Here is a 20136-nt window from a genome sequence, read left to right as displayed (position 1 = left end):
GTTTTATAAGCAGGATACATTAAAACTTCGTCCTTATTTTTACAATTTTTTCCTTTACAACATTAATTCCACCTAAAGCATCAATACTCAGAAAAATAACGAATAAAATATAGAAAGAAATTGCAATAATTAGAGTCGATAAGAAGTCTAAGTTTATTTTTTTTAAAATTAAGAATACAATTAGCATCAAAGTGCTTATCATCACAGGACGACGAATAACTCGCCATAAATTTAATGGAAATAGGAGAGTATAAGTAAAGTAAAGATACTGGGTAAAGGAAAGAATAGTCATTAGCAATACCATTATAGCTGCACCTACTAACTGATATCGGGAAACTAATACTACACCTCCTAAGCCTCCTAATGTAGTTGTAATAACCAGTTCACGAAGGTTCACTCTCTCAAAATGGTTGGCTACAAGTAGAGAGCAAAGTGTGCGTGTGAAAGGCAACAAAAGGAGTGACATAGCGCTTATACTAAGAGCTAAACTTCCTTGAGCGAAGCTAAAATCATAAATAAAAATCAGTAAATCTTTCCCGAAAAATAATAATCCAAGCAATAAGGGTAATCCCATCGTTAGTAAAATTTCAATAAAGCTTTCAGTGATTTTCTGCTGCTTTTCCCGTCCTTGATCTACTACTTTTGAGAGCCTCGGAAACATTGCTACAGTTATACTGTTGGCAATAATTAAAAATGGTTGTAGTAATTGTAGGATTGCACCGAAAAGACCTACTAAAAATTCATTTCCTAACAATGAAAGAATCAAGATTTCAATTCTACTACTGATTACAGCTATTGCTTCAATAGCAAAAAATGTTCGTGAGATTTTAATTGTATCCCATACAAAATCTTTATCAATCTGCCATTGTATTTTGACTAATTGTGTGATTATAATCCATTCAATTACGAGAATTAATGTTTCAGAACAAAATAGTATCCCTCCCAGATATTCAATTCCATACTTCAATTGCATCGCCCAGATCATTATTATTAGGCGTAGTACATACACTGGGACTGTAGCAATGGCAATCAAATGCATCTTTTCTTTAGCTTGGAAAATTGCCTCTGTTACGTTGGAAAGTGCAAAGGGAATTATCGTTAAGCCCATTATGTAGCAAAGAGTCGAGGTTTTGGAACTATAAGGAAGTAAAAATACTACAATCACTAATGCCCCATAACTGAGCAGACTAAATATTAACTGCAAGCAGGTACCACTCATCAAATAAACTGATGTTTTTTGTGGTTCACGGGCTAGTTCTCTTGTAAATAATATCTTTAGCCCCTGTGAAGCAATGCCCACAAAAATAAAGTAGTAGCTATAGGCTAGTAGATACTGACCTATAGCTTCAGCTCCTAGATTACGAGCAATAGCAGCGGTTAATACAAAAGCTGTTATACTTTGCGCTAACCGATTGACTATCATTGAGAGGGAATTACTTATGAATTTGTACTTTTCTACCATTCTTAAATTATTAATTCACCTTAATTCGCTCATTTTGAATTGCCAATACCTATATATCTCATAACCTCATTTTTTTGGATATATCGTTTAGAAGCTTGAGTTGTAAACGCAAAACCTTTTATCGTCTTTAAGTAGGTAGTTACTTAACAAATTAGACAATCTAAATTTAATGCGTTAGAAACAGAAGCTCCACTGAAAACTGCAATAATTTTAGCAATATCTAAATACAATTATTGCTGTTCGCTATAATTTTTTTCTAATCTTTAGTAAGCACCTTCTTTTTTCAAAACTACCATAACTGTTTTGAGGAGAATTTCAAAGTCTAACCGAAGCGACCAATTTTCGATGTAGTTAAGATCAAGATTTATCACTTGTTCAAAGTCTAAAATGTCCGAGCGACCTGAAACTTGCCAAAGACCTGTAATACCAGGTAAAACTTCATGGCGAATAAAATGATGTTCAGAAAACTTATCTACATCTCTAATAGGTAAAGGCCGAGGGCCTACTATACTCATTTCTCCAAGGATAACGTTAAAAAGTTGGGGTAATTCGTCTAAGCTATAACGTCGAAGGAATTTTCCAACACGGGTAATGCGCGGATCATCTTTAATTTTAAAGATAATCCCATCTTTCGTTTCATTTAATGCTTCTAATTCTTTTTGGAATTTTTCTGCATCAGACCTCATAGTTCTGAATTTCCATACTTTAAACTGTTGCCCATGTAAACCTATACGGGTTTGTTTGTAAAATACTGTGCCGGGAGAGTCCAGTTTGATAGCTATAGCTATAGCTATATAAATAGGAAATGATAACATTACAAATAAAGTCGCAAAGCAAAAATCACAAGTACGCTTTATCCAAAAATCTTTACCTGTAATAATTGGACAATCCAAACTCAGACAAGGCATTCCCCCTATTTTATTAAATTCTATGTTTTTATAAATTGGTTTTAATTCCATCGGTAAAATATGTACTTGGATGCCAGATGCTTGAAATAACCAGCATAAAAACATTCTATTTTTTAGAGCATCCCAAGATATAAAAACTTCTGTTACACCTAATTCATTAAGTTGATTCAATGTTTTTTGACGTTGATATCTATCTAATGAATTAGCTTTAGCAGTTCCAGATACAATATAATGTTTTTCTTTTTTTATAAAGCTATTTATCAGTTCATGGTCTTGAGAATCGCAAATAATGAAAACAGAAGAACGAACTATTTTTTTCTGTTTCCGCAGATATTCAAGCGTAATATTTATAGCATATCTACCAGTACAAACAAACAATATACTTAGCAACCAAGATAACAATATTAATCTTGGGCGTGTAATATCAATCACTGGCTGATATAAAAGACAAACTAGGAGTATTAATCCATGTGCAAAAGTTAACGATTTTATAATATTGAAATAGTCATAGCGTTTTTGACCTTCTCGATAAATACCCTCGATAGCTAATGAGCCTATTTGAATAGCAATAGTTATTAGAATCGGCAAATAATGACTCTGTATATACGAAGTAAAATGACCATAAGAAGATTGATATCCAGCTATAACCCAAGCCAAGGATAAAAGAGTATAGTCTACTAAAAACAATGTTGTTAATCTCAACCACCACGAACCCTTACGTACCCTGGCAAATGAAGATGCACGTAAATCTAAAGGCACTTCATTGAATTTACTTGTTGTGATGCTTTGATTAGTCATAGTTATAAAGACTTGGTGTAGTTAAAATTCGATGGAAGCTTATATTAACGGTGTGGGAAATTTCATATTTTTCTTTCAAAGAAACCTGGACTTTATAGCCTAATAATTAACCATTTTTCTTTGCACTAACTTTAAAATTAAATTCTTGATCAAAAGCATCTTTTAGGGTCGGTTGAGCGCATTTACTACCCAGATGCCTAGCTTTTATTGCAGGATAGAATCCACTTTAGCCTGGAAATTTTGAGCTTTAGATGCCAAAACAAAGATTTTTTCGTGAGTGTTAACTTAATAGCAGAATAAAATCACTGACGTAAATAATCAAGTAGGTCAGGTAATCAAGTAGCTCAGATAAAAATATTAGGAAGGATTTTTTAGGTGCGTAAGAGTTGAACTAAGTTACTACAGTTCCATTGCAGATTTTCACTTCTATTAGGCAATGATATACCTTCGGAAATTACTCTAGCATGTTTAGCTAGACTAATTCAGCTTTGCTTAGAAGTTGTCTGTTTTTTTACGCATAATTACTGACTAACAAAACTTACACACATAGGATATAACAAAATGCATTAAAAATTTGATTATCGTTACAAAACTTTACATAAATTCCTGTGATGGTTGAGATCGAGTAAGTTTTATGGGCATCTCTAGATAATTGGTCATAAAGTAATATCAACAGTGGTTGATATCTGTTGAGTGTTGTCATATCTGCATTATAGACATTTTTACTTACTGACAGAGAATCAATTCTTTAGCTTTACAGTATTTTTATATTTGAAGAAACACAATGAAGATTGGGTAATAATTGTTTTTTCTTTCAGCAAATTTTCGTAGAAAAAGATAAAGTCTTTTCAGTCATTGTATTTGAACAATATAGAGATTTATACAAAAAAGTATTTGTAAAGTAAACAAACATATTGAAACTAAAGGCTTGTACCTAACTGTACCTCAATAATGTAATCAGGCATTTTTTCAATTTAAATGGGTTTTAAAGTTTTAATTAGGAATAAAATATTTGGTAAAATTTTAGCAGTTATTGTGTTTAATAAAAAGTGATTAATTAGAGTTTTAAGTATCAAGGACGTTTGAAGATGCATATAATTAACATGGGTAGTGCAAACCAGAAGCATTTCGCGCACTGGACTGGTCTTAAGCCTAGCTAAACTTCTATCCTGAGGGCATTTATTAATGTGCAGACTCACAGATAATTTTGTATAAAAACATTTACAATAAATAATAAATTAAAATAATCGCATTTGTTGATGGAGTTGATATATAAAAAATGCAGAGAAATAGCCAGACTCCAGAGTATAAGCAAAATATTCCGTTAAATACCTTAACTCACATCATCGGCACTCAAGTTCTAGAGGTATGTAATAACACTCAAGTAGTTGATAACGATCTGTGCATCCATCAGATGTTTGAGATGCAAGTAGAGCGATCGCCTCAAGCAATTGCTGTAGTATCTGAAGATATACAACTTACTTATCAACAGTTAAATAAGCGGGCGAATCAACTAGCGCACTATCTACGTACTTTGGGAGTTGGTCCTGAAGTACTTGTGGGAATTTGCGTGGAGCGCTCTTTGGAGATGATTGTAGGAATACTGGGTATTCTCAAAGCTGGAGGCGCTTATGTCCCTTTAGATCCGGCATATCCCCCAGAGCGTTTAGCCTTCATCTTATCAGATACCCAGACACCAGTATTGTTGACCCAAGAAAAATTGGTTAAGAACCTACCACCGCATGAGGCGCAAGTGGTTTGTCTAGACTCAAACTGGCAAGGTAACATCCAAAACAGTCAAGAAAATCCTGTAAATCAAACGACGGCTGATAACCTGATCTATGTAATCTACACATCTGGTTCTACAGGACAGCCCAAAGGTGTAATGATCCCTCATCGTGGTATCTGCAATCAACTATACTGGCGGCAAACAAACTTTAGATTAACTCCAGCAGATAAAGTTTTACTGACTATCTCTTTTAGCTTCGACCCCTCAGTGTGGCAGATATTCTGGCCATTGTGCTTCGGGGGGCAATTGATCCTGGCTCGCCCTGGTGGACAGCAAGATACTACTTATCTAGTGAAGGTGATTATTGAGCAGCAAATCACTGTCTTGGCTTTAGTACCTTCTATACTGCGTGTCTTATTGGAAGAGAAGGGAATTGAGAATTGCCGATTTCTTAGGCATATTACCTGCGGTGGTGAAGCTTTACCTAGCGAACTCATAGAACGCTTCTTTGCCCAACTGAATTTGGACAATGTTTTCCATAATTGCTATGGCCCGACAGAAGCTTCCATTGATGCCACTTTCTGGACTTGTCAGCGCGGTACTAACTATACCATTGCTCCCATTGGTCGCCCCATTGCTAATGCAGAGATTTACATCCTTGATGAAAATTTGCAGCCTGTGCCTGTTGGTGAATCAGGTGAACTGCACATTGGCGGGATTGGTTTAGCGCGAGGCTATCTTAACCGTCCGGAATTAACCACAGAGAAGTTCATTCTCAACCCTTTTAACTCTGAAGTTGGGACACGTCTTTACAAAACTGGGGATTTGGCACGTTTTCTACCAGACGGTAATATCGAGTTCCTTGGTCGTATTGACTACCAAGTGAAAATTCGTGGCTTCCGAATTGAATTGGGAGAAATTGAAGCGATATTAGGTCAACATCCAGCACTAACACAGACTCTAGTCATAGCTAGAGAGGATGTTCCTGGTGACAAGCAACTTGTAGCATATATTGTTGCCAACCCAGAGAAAATTCCTAGTCAGGTTGAATTGCGTCGCTTTTTGCAAGGTCGGTTGCCTGAATATATGGTGCCTGCCTCATTTGTATTTTTGGACAACCTGCCATTAAACCCCAACGGCAAAGTAGACCGCCGCGCTTTACCTGCACCGCATACATCTGACCTTAGTCTGTCAACTAACTTTGTCCCACCCCAAAATGCTACAGAAGAAGTCTTAGCTACCATCTGGGTAAAAGTTTTGCGTTTGGAACAAGTAGGCATTCACGACAATTTTTTTGAATTGGGAGGCCATTCACTGCTGGCGACGCAAGTCATGTCTAGGGTTCGCCAAACCTTTCAGATAGAAATGCCGTTGCAGATTTTATTTGAGAATCCAACGATCGCTAGTTTAGCTCAAGCGTTAGCTCAAACCCAAACTCAAGAAAATGATCCTCAAAACCAGACTATTCCCCTAATAGCCAACCGCGAGTCAGCCCCTTTATCCTTTGCCCAGCAGCGAGTGTGGTTTTTGGAGCAGTTGGAACCTAACAGCCCAACTTATATCATCTCCAATGCACTGCGCTTAACGGGCGAGTTCAACGCGAGTATATTGCAACAGGCACTAAATGCGATCGTTATTCATCACGAGGCACTGCGAACAAACTTTATTACATCGCCGGATGGTAGCCCCATACAAGTTATTGGCAAGCCTCGCTCAGTTGAACTCAAGATAGTTAAAGTAACTCAGGAGCAGGTGCAATCTCTGCTGAATCAAGAGGCGAAACGCCCCTTTAACTTAGAATCTGACTTAATGTTGCGAGCTTGCTTGCTCCAGATAGACGAACAGGAGCAGATACTTTTGTTAGTGATGCACCACATCGCTTCCGATGGCTGGTCAATGGGTATTCTCTGGCAGCAGTTAGCATCCCTTTATGAAGCCTTATTGAGCGGTAAGCCTTTTCCCTTGGCAAAATTACCCATTCAGTATGCCGATTTTGCTGTTTGGCAGCATCAATGGCTATCGGGTGAAGTCCTCTCGAGTCAAATCAACTACTGGAAAACCCAGTTAGCAGGTGCTAATACTGTACTGGAATTGCCTACCGACCGACCACGGCCATCAGTGCAAACTTACCACGGGGCGGCCCAATCCCTCATGCTCCCGCAGACTCTGAGTGCAGCGCTCATTGAACTCTCGCGTCAGGAAGGTGTTACCCTATTCATGACCTTGCTGGCGGCCTTTGGGACAATCCTGCACCGCTACAGTGGGCAAGAAGACATTCTCATTGGTTCTCCCATCGCTGGACGTAACCGTTCTGAAATTGAAGGGTTAATTGGATTTTTTATTAATACTGTCGTTTTACGGACTGATTTTTCCGGCAACCCTAGTTTTCGTTCAGTGCTGAGTCGAGTTCGCCAGATGGCATTAGGTGCTTATGCCCATCAAGATATGCCTTTCGAGAAACTGGTAGAAGAATTGCAACCAGAGCGAGATACCAGTCGTAACCCACTGTTTCAAGTGTGGTTTAATATGCTCAACTTAAAGGATATCCAACTGGAACTACCTGGGGCGGCGATAGAACCAGTCTCGATGTTAGAAACAGCTTCTAAGTTCGACTTAACCTTGTATGTGACAGAAAAAAATCAGGGAATCCAACTTGATTTAGTCTACAACACCGATCTGTTTGCTTCAGAGCGGATGATGGAAATGCTAAATCAATTCCATCATTTGTTGAATCAAATTGTTGCTGCAACGGAATGCCAGATTAGTTTGTATTCTCTTGTGACACCAGGAGCCAGAACTTTGCTACCAGAACCAAGGGCGGTTTTGCCGGAACCTCGGTACGAATTGGTAACAACAATGTTTACCTCTTGGGTAAATCGCACTCCAGAACATTCGGCACTCCGTCAAGGATCTCGCACTTGGAATTATGGGGAATTAGGCAAAAGCGCTCAAGCTTTAGCACGGGTGCTGTTGTCTTACGGAGTCCAACGGGGAGATGTTGTAGCCGTGTTCGGGACACGAAGCTTTGCACTGATTGTGAGCATGAACGCTGTACTTTTGAGTGGTGGTGTTCTACTGACTCTCGATCCGAAACTTCCTAGCGATACCTACGGTGGGTTACGCCAACGCCACTTGCTCATGCTAAAAGAAGCTAAAGCTAAGTACATATTATATATTGATAGTCAGCATCCAGAAGACAAAGAAATATACAAATCTTTAATTATCATCCGTGTAAACCCAGACACAGGAGAAGCGATAAATTCCCCCAAAGACAGCAGTAAAGCAATAAACTTGCCTGAAATCACTGCCGATGATCCAGCTTATATTTTCTTTACTTCTGGCACCACTGGTATACCCAAAGGAGTGCTGGGATGTCACAAAGGGATGGCACATTTTCTCAACTGGCAGAGGCAGACATTTGAAATTGGTCAGCAAGATCGGGTAGCCCAATTGACAGGTCTTTCCTTTGATGTAGTTCTTAGAGATATCTTCTTACCTTTGACTAGTGGTGCAACCCTGTGTTTGCCAGAGGAAGGGCATAACCTAGAACCAACTAAAATTCTGAATTACTTGGAACATGAGCAAATTTCTGTGCTACACACAGTTCCATCGCTGGCGCAATCATGGTTAGCTAATGTGCCGTCAGGAGTCTATCTACGTAACTTACGCTGGTTATTCTTTGCTGGAGAACCTCTCAAGGAGACACTGGTATATCGGTGGCGCGATGCTTTTCCCGAATCAGGTGAAATTGTCAATCTCTATGGGCCGACAGAGACAACTTTGGCGAAGTGTTATTACAGAATACCTGTGGAGTGTACACCAGGGATACAGCCAGTAGGATTGCCGCTTCCTGAAACCCAAGCACTAGTTTTAACACCTAATAACCAACTCTGTGGCATTGGTGAACCAGGCGAGATAGTTATAAGAACGCCATTTTGCACTTTGGGTTACATAAATGCTCAAGAAGAAAACCGTTCTCGGTTTGTCAAAAACCTCTTTCGGAATGACGAACGAGATTGGATTTATTATACAGGCGATCGCGGTTGCTATCGTCCAGATGGCTCTCTAGCAATTCTCGGTCGCCGAGATCATCAAGTTAAAATCCGTGGGATACGCATTGAGCTAGGAGAAATTGAGACGGTATTAGCCCAGCACCCGCATGTACTCCAAACCGTGGTAATTGCCCGTGAAGATATTCCTGGCGATCAACGTTTAGTAGCTTACATTATCCCGAATCAAGACTGGGCATCTACAATTAGTGACATACGGAGTTTCCTTTTAACAAAGCTACCACAGTACATGCTCCCTTCGGCTTTCGTCTTGCTGGACACCATGCCTTTAACCCCCAACGGCAAGGTAGACCGCCGCGCCTTACCAGCACCCGACTCATCAAGGCAAGAATTGGAAGCCACCTTTGTTGCTCCCCGCAATGAAGTGGAACGCCAGCTAACAGAGATTTGGGAACAAACTTTAGGTGTCCAGCCTATTGGCGTCAAGGATAACTTTTTTGAGCTAGGAGGACACTCGATATTAGCAGTAAAACTGTTTTGGCAAATTGAGAAGACATTTAATAAAAATCTGCCTCTTGCCATTCTCTTCCAGTCCGGAACTGTAGAGGCTTTAGCCAAAATAATCTGCCAAGAAGATGTAGCCGCAAATAAGACTTTAGTAAATACCTTAGACGAATCAAGAACTACTTGGTCATCCTTGGTAGAAATTCAACCCAATGGTTCCAAGCCACCTTTTTTCTGTATTCACGGACTGGGTGGAGAAGTTTTGTGTTTCCGTGAATTGGCCCAGCATCTGGGGCCAGACCAACCACTTTACGGACTACAACCACAAGGGCTAGATGGAAAACATCCTTTCCATACACGGGTTGAAGATATGGCAACTCACTACATTCAAGAAATCCAGACCCTTCAGCCCAATGGCCCTTATTATCTGGGAGGTTATTCTTTTGGGGGTGTGGTTGCTTTCGAGATGGCTCGGCAACTCCAAGAGCAAGGCGAACAAGTTGGTATTTTAGTTATGCTCGATAGTTGTCGTCCGGGTTATAGCTGGCGGGCATCATTTCTCAAGCGAGTTTTCTTGCATTTAAATAATATTGTTCAACAAGGGCCAGCCTACCTTTGGCAAAGGGTTGTGAGATGGAGTTATTGGCGTAAGTCTCTGCTCCAAAATACATATAACCGTTACTTGGAAGTGGCACTAGATATACCTGTAAGTGACAAGCACTTAAAGATTATAGATGCTAACACTCAAGCTGTTAGTGAATATATTTTCCCGGTTTACCCTGGTCGAGCGATCCTCTTGCGAACGGAGGATCAAAATCGGGACGAAGCTATAGGCACACAATACGATCCTCAATTCGGCTGGGGCGAAGTAGTTGCTGGAGGATTAGATATCCATTATATTCCTGGATCTCACCTTGGCCTACTTAATGAGCCGCATGTACAGCTGTTAGCCGAAACATTAAGAAATTGCTTAATCCAAGCGCAGTCCCCAAAGAATTAACCTGACAACCCCCACCGCAAGGCGGAAGTCAAAAGTCAAAAGTCAAAAAGTTTATTCTATAGGCTTTTGAGCGATTTAAAATGGTCTGTTTATTTACCCCGGACTGTACTTGCTTCGCAAAATAAATCAATCAATTTTAGATCTGTTCCAGTCTCAAATCAGCACTGCTGGCTAGTTTTGTGATGTTTTAGTCTAAACACTAGTTGGGAGAATATATAGAGAAATGCTTGCTAGTGCTAACTAGAATGAGATAATTGTTCTATAGAACTGGAATACTAGTCGCAGTGCAATAAACAAAAGACCTGACCGATTTAATAATGCGATGAATATTGTTAGTGTCACAGATTGAACATAGGTAAGGGATTTCCAATTAAAAAATATTCCAACCAATAGTCCGTAGGGTGTGTTACCGCGACAGCATAAGACACCTACTGGATAATTTATTTTTTGGGAGTCCTTAATTATTGTGGCACTGTAGGCTTGAATGGCTGTTGTTTTAGATTTTAAGTTGGTAAGCAATCCACAATTTACTGATGCTATATAGACGATTTGGACGCACAGAATTACAAATGCCAGTGTTTTCCTGCGGTGGCATGAGATATCAGTTCAAATGGGAAGATGTTCCCAATAATGAAATTCCTGCTGATAACCAGGCGAATTTGGAAGCGACTATTATAAAAGCAGTTGAGGTTGGGATTAATCATATTGAAACTGCTCGTGGTTATGGTACTTCCGAAATGCAATTAGGGAGAATATTGCCCAAGTTTCCCCGCGAAAAGTTAATTGTTCAGACCAAAGTCAGTCCAAAGGCAGATGCGAAAGAATTTCGCGAGACATTTGAACAATCATTGCAAAATCTCCAGTTAGATTATGTTGACCTTTTAGGGTTGCATGGTATCAATCATGCTGAGTCGTTTGATGACAGCATCCGTCCAGGTGGCTGTTTGGAAGTAGCGCAGCAGTTGCAAGCAGAGGGAAAAGTTAAATTTATTGGCTTTTCCACACACGGATCAACAGATATGATTGTGCAGACAATTAATACCAATTTATTTGATTACGTGAATCTGCACTGGTACTACATTAATCAATGGAATTGGGCAGCAATTGAAGCAGCTAAACGCCACGATATGGGGGTATTTATTATTAGCCCATCTAATAAAGGAGGTTTATTGTATGAACCTCCGCAAAAATTAGTAAATCTTTGCGCCCCTTTGAGTCCAATGGTGTTTAATGATTTGTTTTGTTTGAGTCATCAAGAGGTACATACCTTGAGTTTGGGAGCAGCAAAACCAGAAGATCTTGATGAACACCTGAAGACTTTAGAATTAGTAGATCGGGCATCAGAAATTTTGCCGCCAATTTTAGCAAGGTTGGAAGAAGAAGCGATCGCTTCTTTGGGAGAAGATTGGGTAAAATCTTGGGAAACAAATCTACCAACCTTTGACGAAACCCCTGGTGAGGTAAATATTCGGGTAATTTTGTGGCTGCGAAATTTAGCGATCGCCTACGATCTGGTAGAGTATGCCAAAATGCGTTACAACCTGCTGGGTAATGCCAGCCATTGGTTTCCTGGCAACAAAGCTGATCGGCTAGACGAATTAGACTTGCGGCAATGTCTTGTCCGCAATCCCCACGCCGATAAAATCCCTCAAGTTTTGGAACAAACACATCAAATGTTGGCAGGTGAGGCCGTCCAACGTCTATCGAAGACTTGACAAATTGTAGGGATGGGGCATGGGAAATAGTAAACAATAATTGTCAATGCCCAATGCCCTATTCCCGATGCCCAATACTAATCAGATTTTTCCGTATCCGGTAATTTATTTCCCTTTGGTACGACCAGCACCTTATCAACGCGGTTCCCATCCATATCCATCACTTCAATTCGCATACTTTGCCATTCAAAATGATCTGCTGTGGCAGGAATACGACCTAAATGAGTGATCACAAAACCGCCTAAGGTTTGATAGCTACCGCGCTCCTCAGATTCCCACTCTTCCATACCGAAAAGTTCTAAAAACTCCTCTACAGGCAACATCCCATCTAAAAGCCAGGAACCATCCTCGCGTTGCACAGCTTGTGGATGATCCAGTCCATCTGTTGAAGGAACATCACCTACAATTTCGCTCATGATGTCGTTGAGAGTGACTAATCCTTGAATCACGCCGTATTCATCTACTACCAGCGCCATGTGAGTGATGGTTTGTTTGAACAATTCCAAAACTTTCAAGCCACGGGTGCTTTCTGGGACAAATATCGGCTGTCGCAATCCCACCGTCAAGTCTAGCGGTTCTCCTCGGAAACTCCTGGCTAATAAGTCGGTAACAGGGATAACACCTAGCACATTGTCAAGCCCCCCCTGACAAACTGGATACCGAGAATAGGCACTATCAACCATTTTGTGACGATTTTCTTCGGGAGAGTCGTCTAAGTCCAGCCAGACAATATCGGGACGGGGTGTCATTAAGTAGCTGACAGGGCGATCGCCTAAACGAAAGACTCGCTCCACCATATCCTGTTCGGCTTCCTCAAAGGTTCCCGCTTCAGTACCTTGCTCAATTAAGATTTTAATTTCTTCTTCGGTAACTTGCGGCTCAGTAGAAGCTGTAATTCCCAGTAATCGCAGGATCAGATCTGTAGAAGCGCTTAAAAGATACACCATTGGAGAAGCGATCGCCGATAAGGCTTGCATTGGAATAGCTACAGTTGATGCAATCCTTTCTGGGTTGTTTAATGCCAAACGCTTTGGTACTAATTCGCCAACAATGAGTGAAAAATAGGTAATCAGCAAAACCACTATTCCGAAAGATAGCGGTTCACTATAAGGTGCTAACAAAGGCACAAGTTTTACATAGACTGCCAGTCGGTTAGCAATTGTTGCTCCTCCAAAAGCACCAGTCAGGATACCAATCAGGGAAATACCCACTTGGACGGTTGACAAAAAATGATTTGGAGACTCAGCTAGTTTCAATGCTGCTTTTGCCTTGACATCTCCTTGATTAGCAAGCTGCTGTAGCCTAACTTTCCGCGCCGAGACAATCGCCATCTCAGACATAGAAAACACGCCGTTGGCAATAATTAGCACCAAAATGATTAAAATTTCAAAAGTGATGGAGGACATGTTTAAAATTGCCGCTTATCAGAGCGAACGTAGCTCAATACCTAGTATCTAGTATTAAAGGTGCTTCTATAAATGCTTTTACTGTACACAAAGTAATAGTTATAGTTCTTAAGTTTATTAGTCGCCGTAGATTATTCTTCCACGGAAAGAATCAGAAGGCTGTTAACACTTTTAAAATAGTTGACATAAACTGCCTCAATATTTTTTGATCCACAAAGACTCCCACTGCTAGTAGTACTTATGTCATTTTCTTCTATTGTGCGTGCCTTAGCGCGATCGCCGCTCACCACTGAATTTATTTCTAAGCTAAACCGACAACAAGAATTGCGGTTAAATGGCATTTCTCGATTGCCCAAGGGTTTGGTGGCTTCGGCATTGGCGCAGGCTACGGGCAAGGATTTGTTTGTAGTTTGCGCCACTCTGGAAGAAGCTGGACGCGTTTACGCGCAACTGGAGGCAATGGGATGGCAAACAGTACATTTTTACCCCACCTCCGAGGCTTCTCCCTACGAACCTTTTGACCCGGAAACTGAGATGAGTTGGGGGCAAATGCAGGTATTGGCAGATTTGGTAACAGGGGATAGGGGGCTGGGGACTGGGGACTGGGGATTAGGAGGACAAGAGGGAATTATTGAAAAAGTTACTCCCTTGTCTGTTCCCAATCCCCAATTCCCAATCCCCAGTACCGGAGCGAAGCGACCTTTGGCAATTGTGGCTACGCAAGGGGCGCTGCAACCCCACTTACCACCACCAGAAGCTTTTGGGCAATTCTGTCTTACCTTGAAGCGGGGGATGGAATTAGACTTGAATGCCTTCAGTGGGAAAATAACTATTCTGGGATACGAACGAGTACCTCTGGTGGAAACAGAAGGACAGTGGAGCCGACGGGGCGATATTGTTGATGTGTACCCAGTTTCATCTGAGTTTCCAGTCCGGCTGGAATGGTTTGGTGATGAAATCGAGCAAATGCGGGAATTTGACCCAGCAACCCAACGTTCCGCCCTGGACAAAGTTGACCAGTTAATTCTTACCCCCACTAGCTTTGCTCCCATCGTCATGGCGGCACTGAAGAATAGTTCTAAGTTAGGAGTTATGAGTTATGAGTTAAATTCTGACTCAGAACTTAGCACTGAGAAATCATCATTATTGGAGGGTAGTCGTCGCTTTTTGGGGTTGGCTTTCGAGCAACCAGCGTCCCTACTAAACTATTTATCAGAAAATACCCTGATTGCCATTGATGAGCCAGAACAGTGTCATGCTCATAGCGATCGCTGGGTAGAAAATGCCGAGGAACAGTGGAGACTGGGGACTGGGGAAGAATTAAACCTCCCAAAAATCCACCGTTCGTTTGATCAGTGTCTGGCTGACGTTGCCAAATTTAAAACCTTATATTTATCGGAACTCTCAGAGGAAAATGATGGAATTAATCTGGCCAGCCGACCTGTTCCAGTCATGCCACACCAGTTTGGTAAACTAGCTGAAACTATCCGCCAACAACGCGATCGCAATTTCTCGATCTGGTTGCTTTCTGCTCAACCTTCGCGTTCTGTCTCCCTGTTGCAAGAACATGACTGTCCGGCTCAGTTTATCCCCAATCCCCGCGACTACCAAGCGATCGATAAGCTCCAAATCAACCATACTCCCATAGCTATAAAATATTCTGGTCTGGCGGAACTAGAAGGTTTTATCCTGCCTACGTACCGATTAGTAATCGTTACAGATCGGGAATTTTTTGGGCAGCATTCTTTGGCGACTCCCGGCTATATCCGCAAGCGCCACAAAGCTACTTCTAAACAAGTTGATCCAAATAAGCTGCGTCCAGGCGATTATGTAGTTCACAGAAATCATGGTGTTGGTAAATTTGTCAAGCTCGAAAGTTTGACGATTAATAACGAAACCCGTGATTATTTGGTGGTGCAGTATGCTGATGGGTTACTCAGAGTCGCAGCCGATCAAGTAGGTGCTTTATCCCGGTTCCGCGCCGCAGGTGATAAAGCACCGGAACTCAATCGGATGACTGGTAAAGCTTGGGAAAATACGAAGAATAAAGTCCGCAAAGCGATTAAAAAATTGGCGGTGGACTTGTTGAAACTGTATGCAGCGCGATCGCAACAACAAGGTTTTAGCTTCCCAGGTGATATGCCTTGGCAGGAGGAATTAGAAGATTCTTTCCCCTACCAACCCACAACTGATCAACTCAAAGCTGTACAAGATGTAAAACGCGACATGGAAAGCGATCGCCCAATGGATCGCTTAGTTTGTGGCGATGTCGGTTTCGGGAAGACGGAAGTGGCGATTCGTGCTGTTTTTAAAGCAGTCACCGCCGGTAAACAAGTGGCACTCCTTGCGCCAACGACTATTTTAACACAGCAGCATTACCATACACTCAAAGAGCGTTTTGCACCCTACCCGGTAAATGTCGGTTTGCTCAACCGTTTTCGGTCTGCTGAAGAACGCCGCGAGATTCAAAAGCGATTGGCTACGGGTGAATTAGATGTAGTAGTTGGTACGCACCAACTTTTAGGTAAAGGCGTGACATTCCGAGATTTAGGGCTATTGGTAGTGGATGAAGAACAGCGATTTGGGGTGAACCAGAAAGAGAAAATTAAAAGCTTGAAAACTCAAGTGGACGTGCTTACCCTCTCAGCTACTCCTATTCCCCGGACTTTGTATATGTCCTTGTCGGGAATTCGGGAAATGAGTTTGATTACCACACCACCTCCAACCAGACGACCGATTAAAACTCATCTTTCACCGATAAATTCCGAAAGTATCCGCACTGCAATTCGTCAAGAATTAGACAGGGGTGGACAGGTATTTTACGTAGTTCCACGAGTAGACGGAATTGAAGAGACAACAGCCAATTTACGAGAAGTGTTACCGGGAGCTAGGTTTGCGATCGCTCACGGTCAAATGGATGAAAGCGAGTTAGAATCAACCATGCTCACCTTCAGTAATGGCGATGCAGATATCCTTGTTTGTACGACAATTATTGAATCTGGCTTAGATATTCCACGAGTCAACACCATTTTGATTGAAGATGCTCACCGCTTTGGATTGGCACAACTGTATCAATTACGCGGTCGTGTGGGGCGTGCAGGGATACAAGCTCATGCTTGGTTATTTTATCCGAAGCAACGGCAATTATCTGATGCAGCACGGCAACGATTACGAGCGATTCAGGAATTTACTCAGCTAGGTTCTGGATATCAGCTAGCGATGCGCGACATGGAAATCAGAGGTGTGGGTAACTTGCTAGGTGCAGAACAATCTGGTCAAATGGATGCCATCGGTTTTGATTTATACATGGAAATGCTAGAAGAAGCAATTCGGGAAATCCGAGGACAAGAAATTCCGCAAGTGGAGGATACCCAAATTGACCTCAACCTGACGGCGTTTATTCCGGCAGATTATATCACCGATTTGGATCAAAAGATGAGTGCATACCGAGCGGTAGCGACGGCTAAATCTAAATCAGAATTAAAGCAGATTGCAGCCGAGTGGAGCGATCGCTATGGTAGTTTACCTGTCCCTGCAAATCAACTTTTACGAGTCATGGAACTCAAACAGCTAGCGAAAAAGCTCGGCTTTAGCCGTATTAAACCAGAACAAAAGCAGCACGTTGTTTTAGAAACGCCGATGGAGGAACCCGCTTGGAATTTATTAGCGGCGAATTTACCAGACAATCTCAAGACGCGCTTTGTGTATTCTCCAGGTAAAGTTACGGTGCGCGGGTTAGGAGTTTTTAAAGCAGATCAACAATTGCAGAATTTGATTGATGCTTTCGGGAGAATGCAAGGTGCGATTCCAGAGGCGGCTATTGTTTGATTGTGAGAAAAAGACTTAGTTATCAAATGAAAACCTATGTCATTTTGAGCAGGCAGGAATTCCAAACCCGGCCCTTTGAGTCTAGTTAGTAGAATTAAAGGAAATACCAACCCGACTTCAACTCATGATAAAAACTATCGAAGGCATTTATCAGGATGGACAAATTCACCTTACCCAGCTACCGCCAGATGTTAGCGATCGCTCTCAAGTTCTCGTCACCTTTCTAGACACTGCTAAAATCGACCCCACCAAATTACGCCAACTGATTGATCAATTGGAGACAATTGCTGGTATTGGACAAGGTTTCGAGGAACTCAACGCTGGTAAAACTCGCTCAATTGAGAATTTTGTCCAAGAAATGCAACAAAAGTATGGCATTTCAGGTTGAGATTACCCCAATCGCAGAAACTCAGATTGAGCAAGCTTATCGCTGGTATCGAGAACGGAATCCTGAATTTGCCGATCGTTGGTTTCGAGGATTGATAAATGCTATTGCTACCCTACAAGAGAAGCCCCAACGTTATGCTTTAGGAGTCGAACATGAAATTTTTTCAGAAGAAGTACGTCAACTTCTTTATGGGAAGTCAAAAATGTATAACGAGTACTTTTTACGATTCGAGGTACTACAGTTAATGTATTGTATGTGCGCCATAGTGGCCAAGCACGACTCACAGTAGATGACCTAGAGCAGTTAGAAGGTGGAGTTTAGGATTTAAAGGCGTAGGCAAAGCCCGTTGCAGACATCGCTATGGTACTTTACCAGTCTCTGCAAATCAACTTTTGCGAGTTATGGAACTCAAACAGCTAGCGAAAAAACTCGGCTTTAGCCGCATTAAACCAGAACAAAAGCAGCACGTTATTTTAGAAACGCCGATGGAGGAACCCGCTTGGAATTTATTAGCGGCGAATTTACCAGATAATCTCAAGACACGCTTTGTCTATTCTCCAGGTAAAGTTACGGTACGCGGGTTAGGAGTTTTTAAAGCAGATCAACAATTGCAGAATTGGATTGATGCTTTCGGGAGAATGCAAGGCGCGATTCCAGAGGCGGTTGGTGTTTGATAAGTTTTGCTCAAGTTTCTATCAATTAAGAACCAAACCTACAGAGGATAACCAGAGTGAGTATTAATCTTGATTTGCCACCAGAGCTAGAAAATGAGCTTTTTACTGAAGCTTCTCGGTTAAATCTTCCTCTTTCTGAATACATTCTTCGGATTCTTTCTTTAAGGCAGGTTTTAGCAAATCCTCCCAAGACAGGAGCCGAACTCGTTGCTTATTGGCAGAGCGAAGGTGTGATAAACTCACGACCTGATATTACAGATAGTCAAGCATACGCTCGCAAGTTACGCCATGAGGCCCAAACCCGTGAGCGAGAATAGGTAAAGTTGATGTATTTGCTAGATACCGACGTTTTGATTGATATTCAACGAGGTCATGCTCCTGCAATAACTTGGTTTGCCAGTTTATCAGAGTTACCCAGTGTGCCCGGCTTTGTAGTCATGGAATTGATTCAGGATTCTCAAAACAAGCAACAATTGAGTAATGCTTTAAAACTGGTTGCGCCGCTACCTGTAGTCTGGGCTACTGAGGCTGACTTGACTCGCGCCTTGTCTGACTTTACGACATACCATTTATCTCACAGTTTAGGGTTGTTAGATGCGCTGATAGCTGCTTGTGCTGTTGGGCAAGGTGCAACACTTTGTACATTCAATATAAAACATTACCGTGTTGTTCCCGGTCTTGTTATTGCACAGCCCTACACACGTTAACAACCCTGAAGTACAAAAAATCCTATCAATTCCTGTTCACCGCAATCAAGATTTGAAAGTTGTAACCTTGAAAGCCTTGATGAAAATAGCCCAGCTATCTGAAGAAGATTTACTTTAATTTCAAATTACTGCTCTGATTCATCTAGTAACTTGCTTGGTTCACCGGGGTAGAAATCATAGTCCACAATCTCTGGCAAACTGTAAGGACACTCTACCGGAAAAGTCCGCTTGGGCAAATCTGTTTCTCCAACAGCTAATTCGACACCTTTAAGGTAGGCTTTGCGAAGTGCTTCTTCAAGGTAGGGTTTGAGGCTAGGATTGTCTTCGAGCAGTTCAGCAATATCTAAGCGCTGAATACGGAGTGTTGCTAACCAGCTACGGCTACGGCGTTGAGGCTGGTACTGCCATTTTAGTAAATGTCCAATCAACACACTCAGACGGTTTCGCAGTTCTTGACGTTGCTGTTTACCCAAAGATTGAATCTCCTCAATCAGATTTTGCAGATCAATCTGACTCCACTGCTCATTACGAAGTAAAGTTACTTGTTCCTGTGTCCAAGCGTAAAAATCAGTTTCATAGAGACTTGCTGAAGGCATTGGTATCTTTGGGTTTGTTTCAGGTACACCCATTAGGTTAGTTCAACCTCAACGTCTTTGCTTTTATTGTAGAACTGTCTCAAATACTAGTTTTGCTATTGAGAGCGATCGCACCCTAACAACCCCAAGAGACTACAAGCAGAGATAATTTATAGTATGACTTTCGTAACGATTCACAGCTATGACAGAGCTACTTGAACAAGCGATCGCTAAACTAAAAAATTTACCTGACAATGAACAAGATGCAATCGCAGCAATGATTTTGGCAGAACTAGAAGATGAACGCCGTTGGGATGAAACTTTTGCTCGTTCTCCAGACATACTTGCCAAACTTGCAGCCGAGGCAATGGCTGAATACCGTGCAGGTAAAACCCAAGAGTTAGATCCAGATACATTGTGAAGTCACGTATA

At 41.6% G+C, this 20136-nt stretch carries 12 protein-coding genes and 1 pseudogene; 9 read left to right on the top strand and 4 right to left on the bottom strand.

Annotation, left to right across the window (positions count from 1 at the left end; translation table 11 throughout):
• Positions 1 to 19: 19 nt before the first annotated feature.
• A complete protein-coding gene (locus tag LC608_RS16745; protein ID WP_229554609.1) occupies positions 20 to 1423 on the bottom strand; it encodes an oligosaccharide flippase family protein in 1404 nt (467 codons plus the stop codon).
• Between the two features lie 302 nt (positions 1424 to 1725).
• Positions 1726 to 3168: a sugar transferase gene (locus tag LC608_RS16740; RefSeq protein WP_229554608.1), complete on the bottom strand. Its 1443-nt coding sequence runs from the start codon at positions 3166 to 3168 to the stop codon at positions 1726 to 1728.
• A 1279-nt stretch (positions 3169 to 4447) separates the two neighbouring features.
• Here LC608_RS16740 and LC608_RS16735 point away from each other — a divergent pair.
• The gene (locus LC608_RS16735; RefSeq protein WP_229554607.1) at positions 4448 to 10411 is read left to right on the top strand and encodes a non-ribosomal peptide synthetase; all 5964 of its coding nucleotides are present in this window, start codon (positions 4448 to 4450) and stop codon (positions 10409 to 10411) included.
• A 533-nt stretch (positions 10412 to 10944) separates the two neighbouring features.
• On the top strand, positions 10945 to 12126 hold the full coding sequence (locus LC608_RS16730; RefSeq protein ID WP_229554606.1) for an aldo/keto reductase: 1182 nt from the start codon (positions 10945 to 10947) through the stop codon (positions 12124 to 12126).
• Positions 12127 to 12203: 77 nt separating this feature from the next.
• On the opposite strand, the gene LC608_RS16725 is transcribed toward LC608_RS16730, so the two are convergent.
• Positions 12204 to 13532, bottom strand: coding sequence for a hemolysin family protein (locus LC608_RS16725; RefSeq protein ID WP_229554605.1), 1329 nt, complete (start codon positions 13530 to 13532; stop codon positions 12204 to 12206).
• A gap of 240 nt (positions 13533 to 13772) precedes the next feature.
• Here LC608_RS16725 and mfd point away from each other — a divergent pair, with 240 nt between their 5' ends.
• The 6 genes and pseudogenes from mfd to LC608_RS16695 all read left to right on the top strand — a co-directional run bounded on the left by mfd (position 13773) and on the right by LC608_RS16695 (position 19129).
• Complete coding sequence (mfd, locus tag LC608_RS16720) at positions 13773 to 17360, top strand: transcription-repair coupling factor (RefSeq protein ID WP_229554604.1); 3588 nt, start codon at positions 13773 to 13775, stop codon at positions 17358 to 17360.
• Between the two features lie 124 nt (positions 17361 to 17484).
• Positions 17485 to 17748, top strand: coding sequence for a hypothetical protein (locus LC608_RS16715; protein ID WP_229554603.1), 264 nt, complete (start codon positions 17485 to 17487; stop codon positions 17746 to 17748).
• Positions 17732 to 18037, top strand: a complete 306-nt coding sequence (locus LC608_RS16710; protein WP_229554602.1) for a type II toxin-antitoxin system RelE/ParE family toxin — start codon at positions 17732 to 17734, stop codon at positions 18035 to 18037. Before LC608_RS16715 ends, LC608_RS16710 begins: the two co-directional genes overlap by 17 nt.
• Positions 18038 to 18104: 67 nt before the next feature.
• A pseudogene (locus LC608_RS16705) lies at positions 18105 to 18422 on the top strand (TRCF domain-containing protein); the annotation flags it as partial.
• A 56-nt stretch (positions 18423 to 18478) separates the two neighbouring features.
• A complete protein-coding gene (locus LC608_RS16700) occupies positions 18479 to 18739 on the top strand; it encodes a hypothetical protein (protein WP_229554600.1) in 261 nt (86 codons plus the stop codon).
• 9 nt (positions 18740 to 18748) lie between these two features.
• A complete protein-coding gene (locus LC608_RS16695; RefSeq protein WP_229554599.1) occupies positions 18749 to 19129 on the top strand; it encodes a PIN domain-containing protein in 381 nt (126 codons plus the stop codon).
• Positions 19130 to 19254: 125 nt separating this feature from the next.
• Here the strand turns inward: LC608_RS16695 and LC608_RS16690 are convergent, their stop codons facing one another.
• Positions 19255 to 19725, bottom strand: coding sequence for a DUF29 domain-containing protein (locus tag LC608_RS16690; protein WP_229554598.1), 471 nt, complete (start codon positions 19723 to 19725; stop codon positions 19255 to 19257).
• A gap of 181 nt (positions 19726 to 19906) precedes the next feature.
• On the opposite strand from LC608_RS16690, the gene LC608_RS16685 reads away from it, so the two are divergent.
• Complete coding sequence (locus LC608_RS16685; RefSeq protein WP_229554597.1) at positions 19907 to 20125, top strand: hypothetical protein; 219 nt, start codon at positions 19907 to 19909, stop codon at positions 20123 to 20125.
• Positions 20126 to 20136 lie beyond the last annotated feature (11 nt).

This window comes from Nostoc sp. XA010, assembly GCF_020829625.1.
Classification (GTDB): domain Bacteria; phylum Cyanobacteriota; class Cyanobacteriia; order Cyanobacteriales; family Nostocaceae; genus Nostoc.
This window is presented reverse-complemented; position numbering and strand designations above follow the sequence as displayed.

Excerpts from the sequence above, each read along its gene's own strand:
- LC608_RS16715 (WP_229554603.1), top strand. The coding sequence starts at position 17,485 with ATGATAAAAACTATCGAAGGCATTTATCAGGATGGACAAATTCACCTT.
- LC608_RS16745 (WP_229554609.1), bottom strand. The coding sequence starts at position 1,423 with ATGATAGTCAATCGGTTAGCGCAAAGTATAACAGCTTTTGTATTAACC.
- LC608_RS16710 (WP_229554602.1), top strand. The coding sequence starts at position 17,732 with ATGGCATTTCAGGTTGAGATTACCCCAATCGCAGAAACTCAGATTGAG.
- LC608_RS16725 (WP_229554605.1), bottom strand. The coding sequence starts at position 13,532 with ATGTCCTCCATCACTTTTGAAATTTTAATCATTTTGGTGCTAATTATT.
- LC608_RS16695 (WP_229554599.1), top strand. The coding sequence starts at position 18,749 with ATGTATTTGCTAGATACCGACGTTTTGATTGATATTCAACGAGGTCAT.
- LC608_RS16690 (WP_229554598.1), bottom strand. The coding sequence starts at position 19,725 with ATGCCTTCAGCAAGTCTCTATGAAACTGATTTTTACGCTTGGACACAG.
- LC608_RS16730 (WP_229554606.1), top strand. The coding sequence starts at position 10,945 with ATGCTATATAGACGATTTGGACGCACAGAATTACAAATGCCAGTGTTT.
- mfd (WP_229554604.1), top strand. The coding sequence starts at position 13,773 with ATGTCATTTTCTTCTATTGTGCGTGCCTTAGCGCGATCGCCGCTCACC.
- LC608_RS16740 (WP_229554608.1), bottom strand. The coding sequence starts at position 3,168 with ATGACTAATCAAAGCATCACAACAAGTAAATTCAATGAAGTGCCTTTA.
- LC608_RS16735 (WP_229554607.1), top strand. The coding sequence starts at position 4,448 with ATGCAGAGAAATAGCCAGACTCCAGAGTATAAGCAAAATATTCCGTTA.
- LC608_RS16685 (WP_229554597.1), top strand. The coding sequence starts at position 19,907 with ATGACAGAGCTACTTGAACAAGCGATCGCTAAACTAAAAAATTTACCT.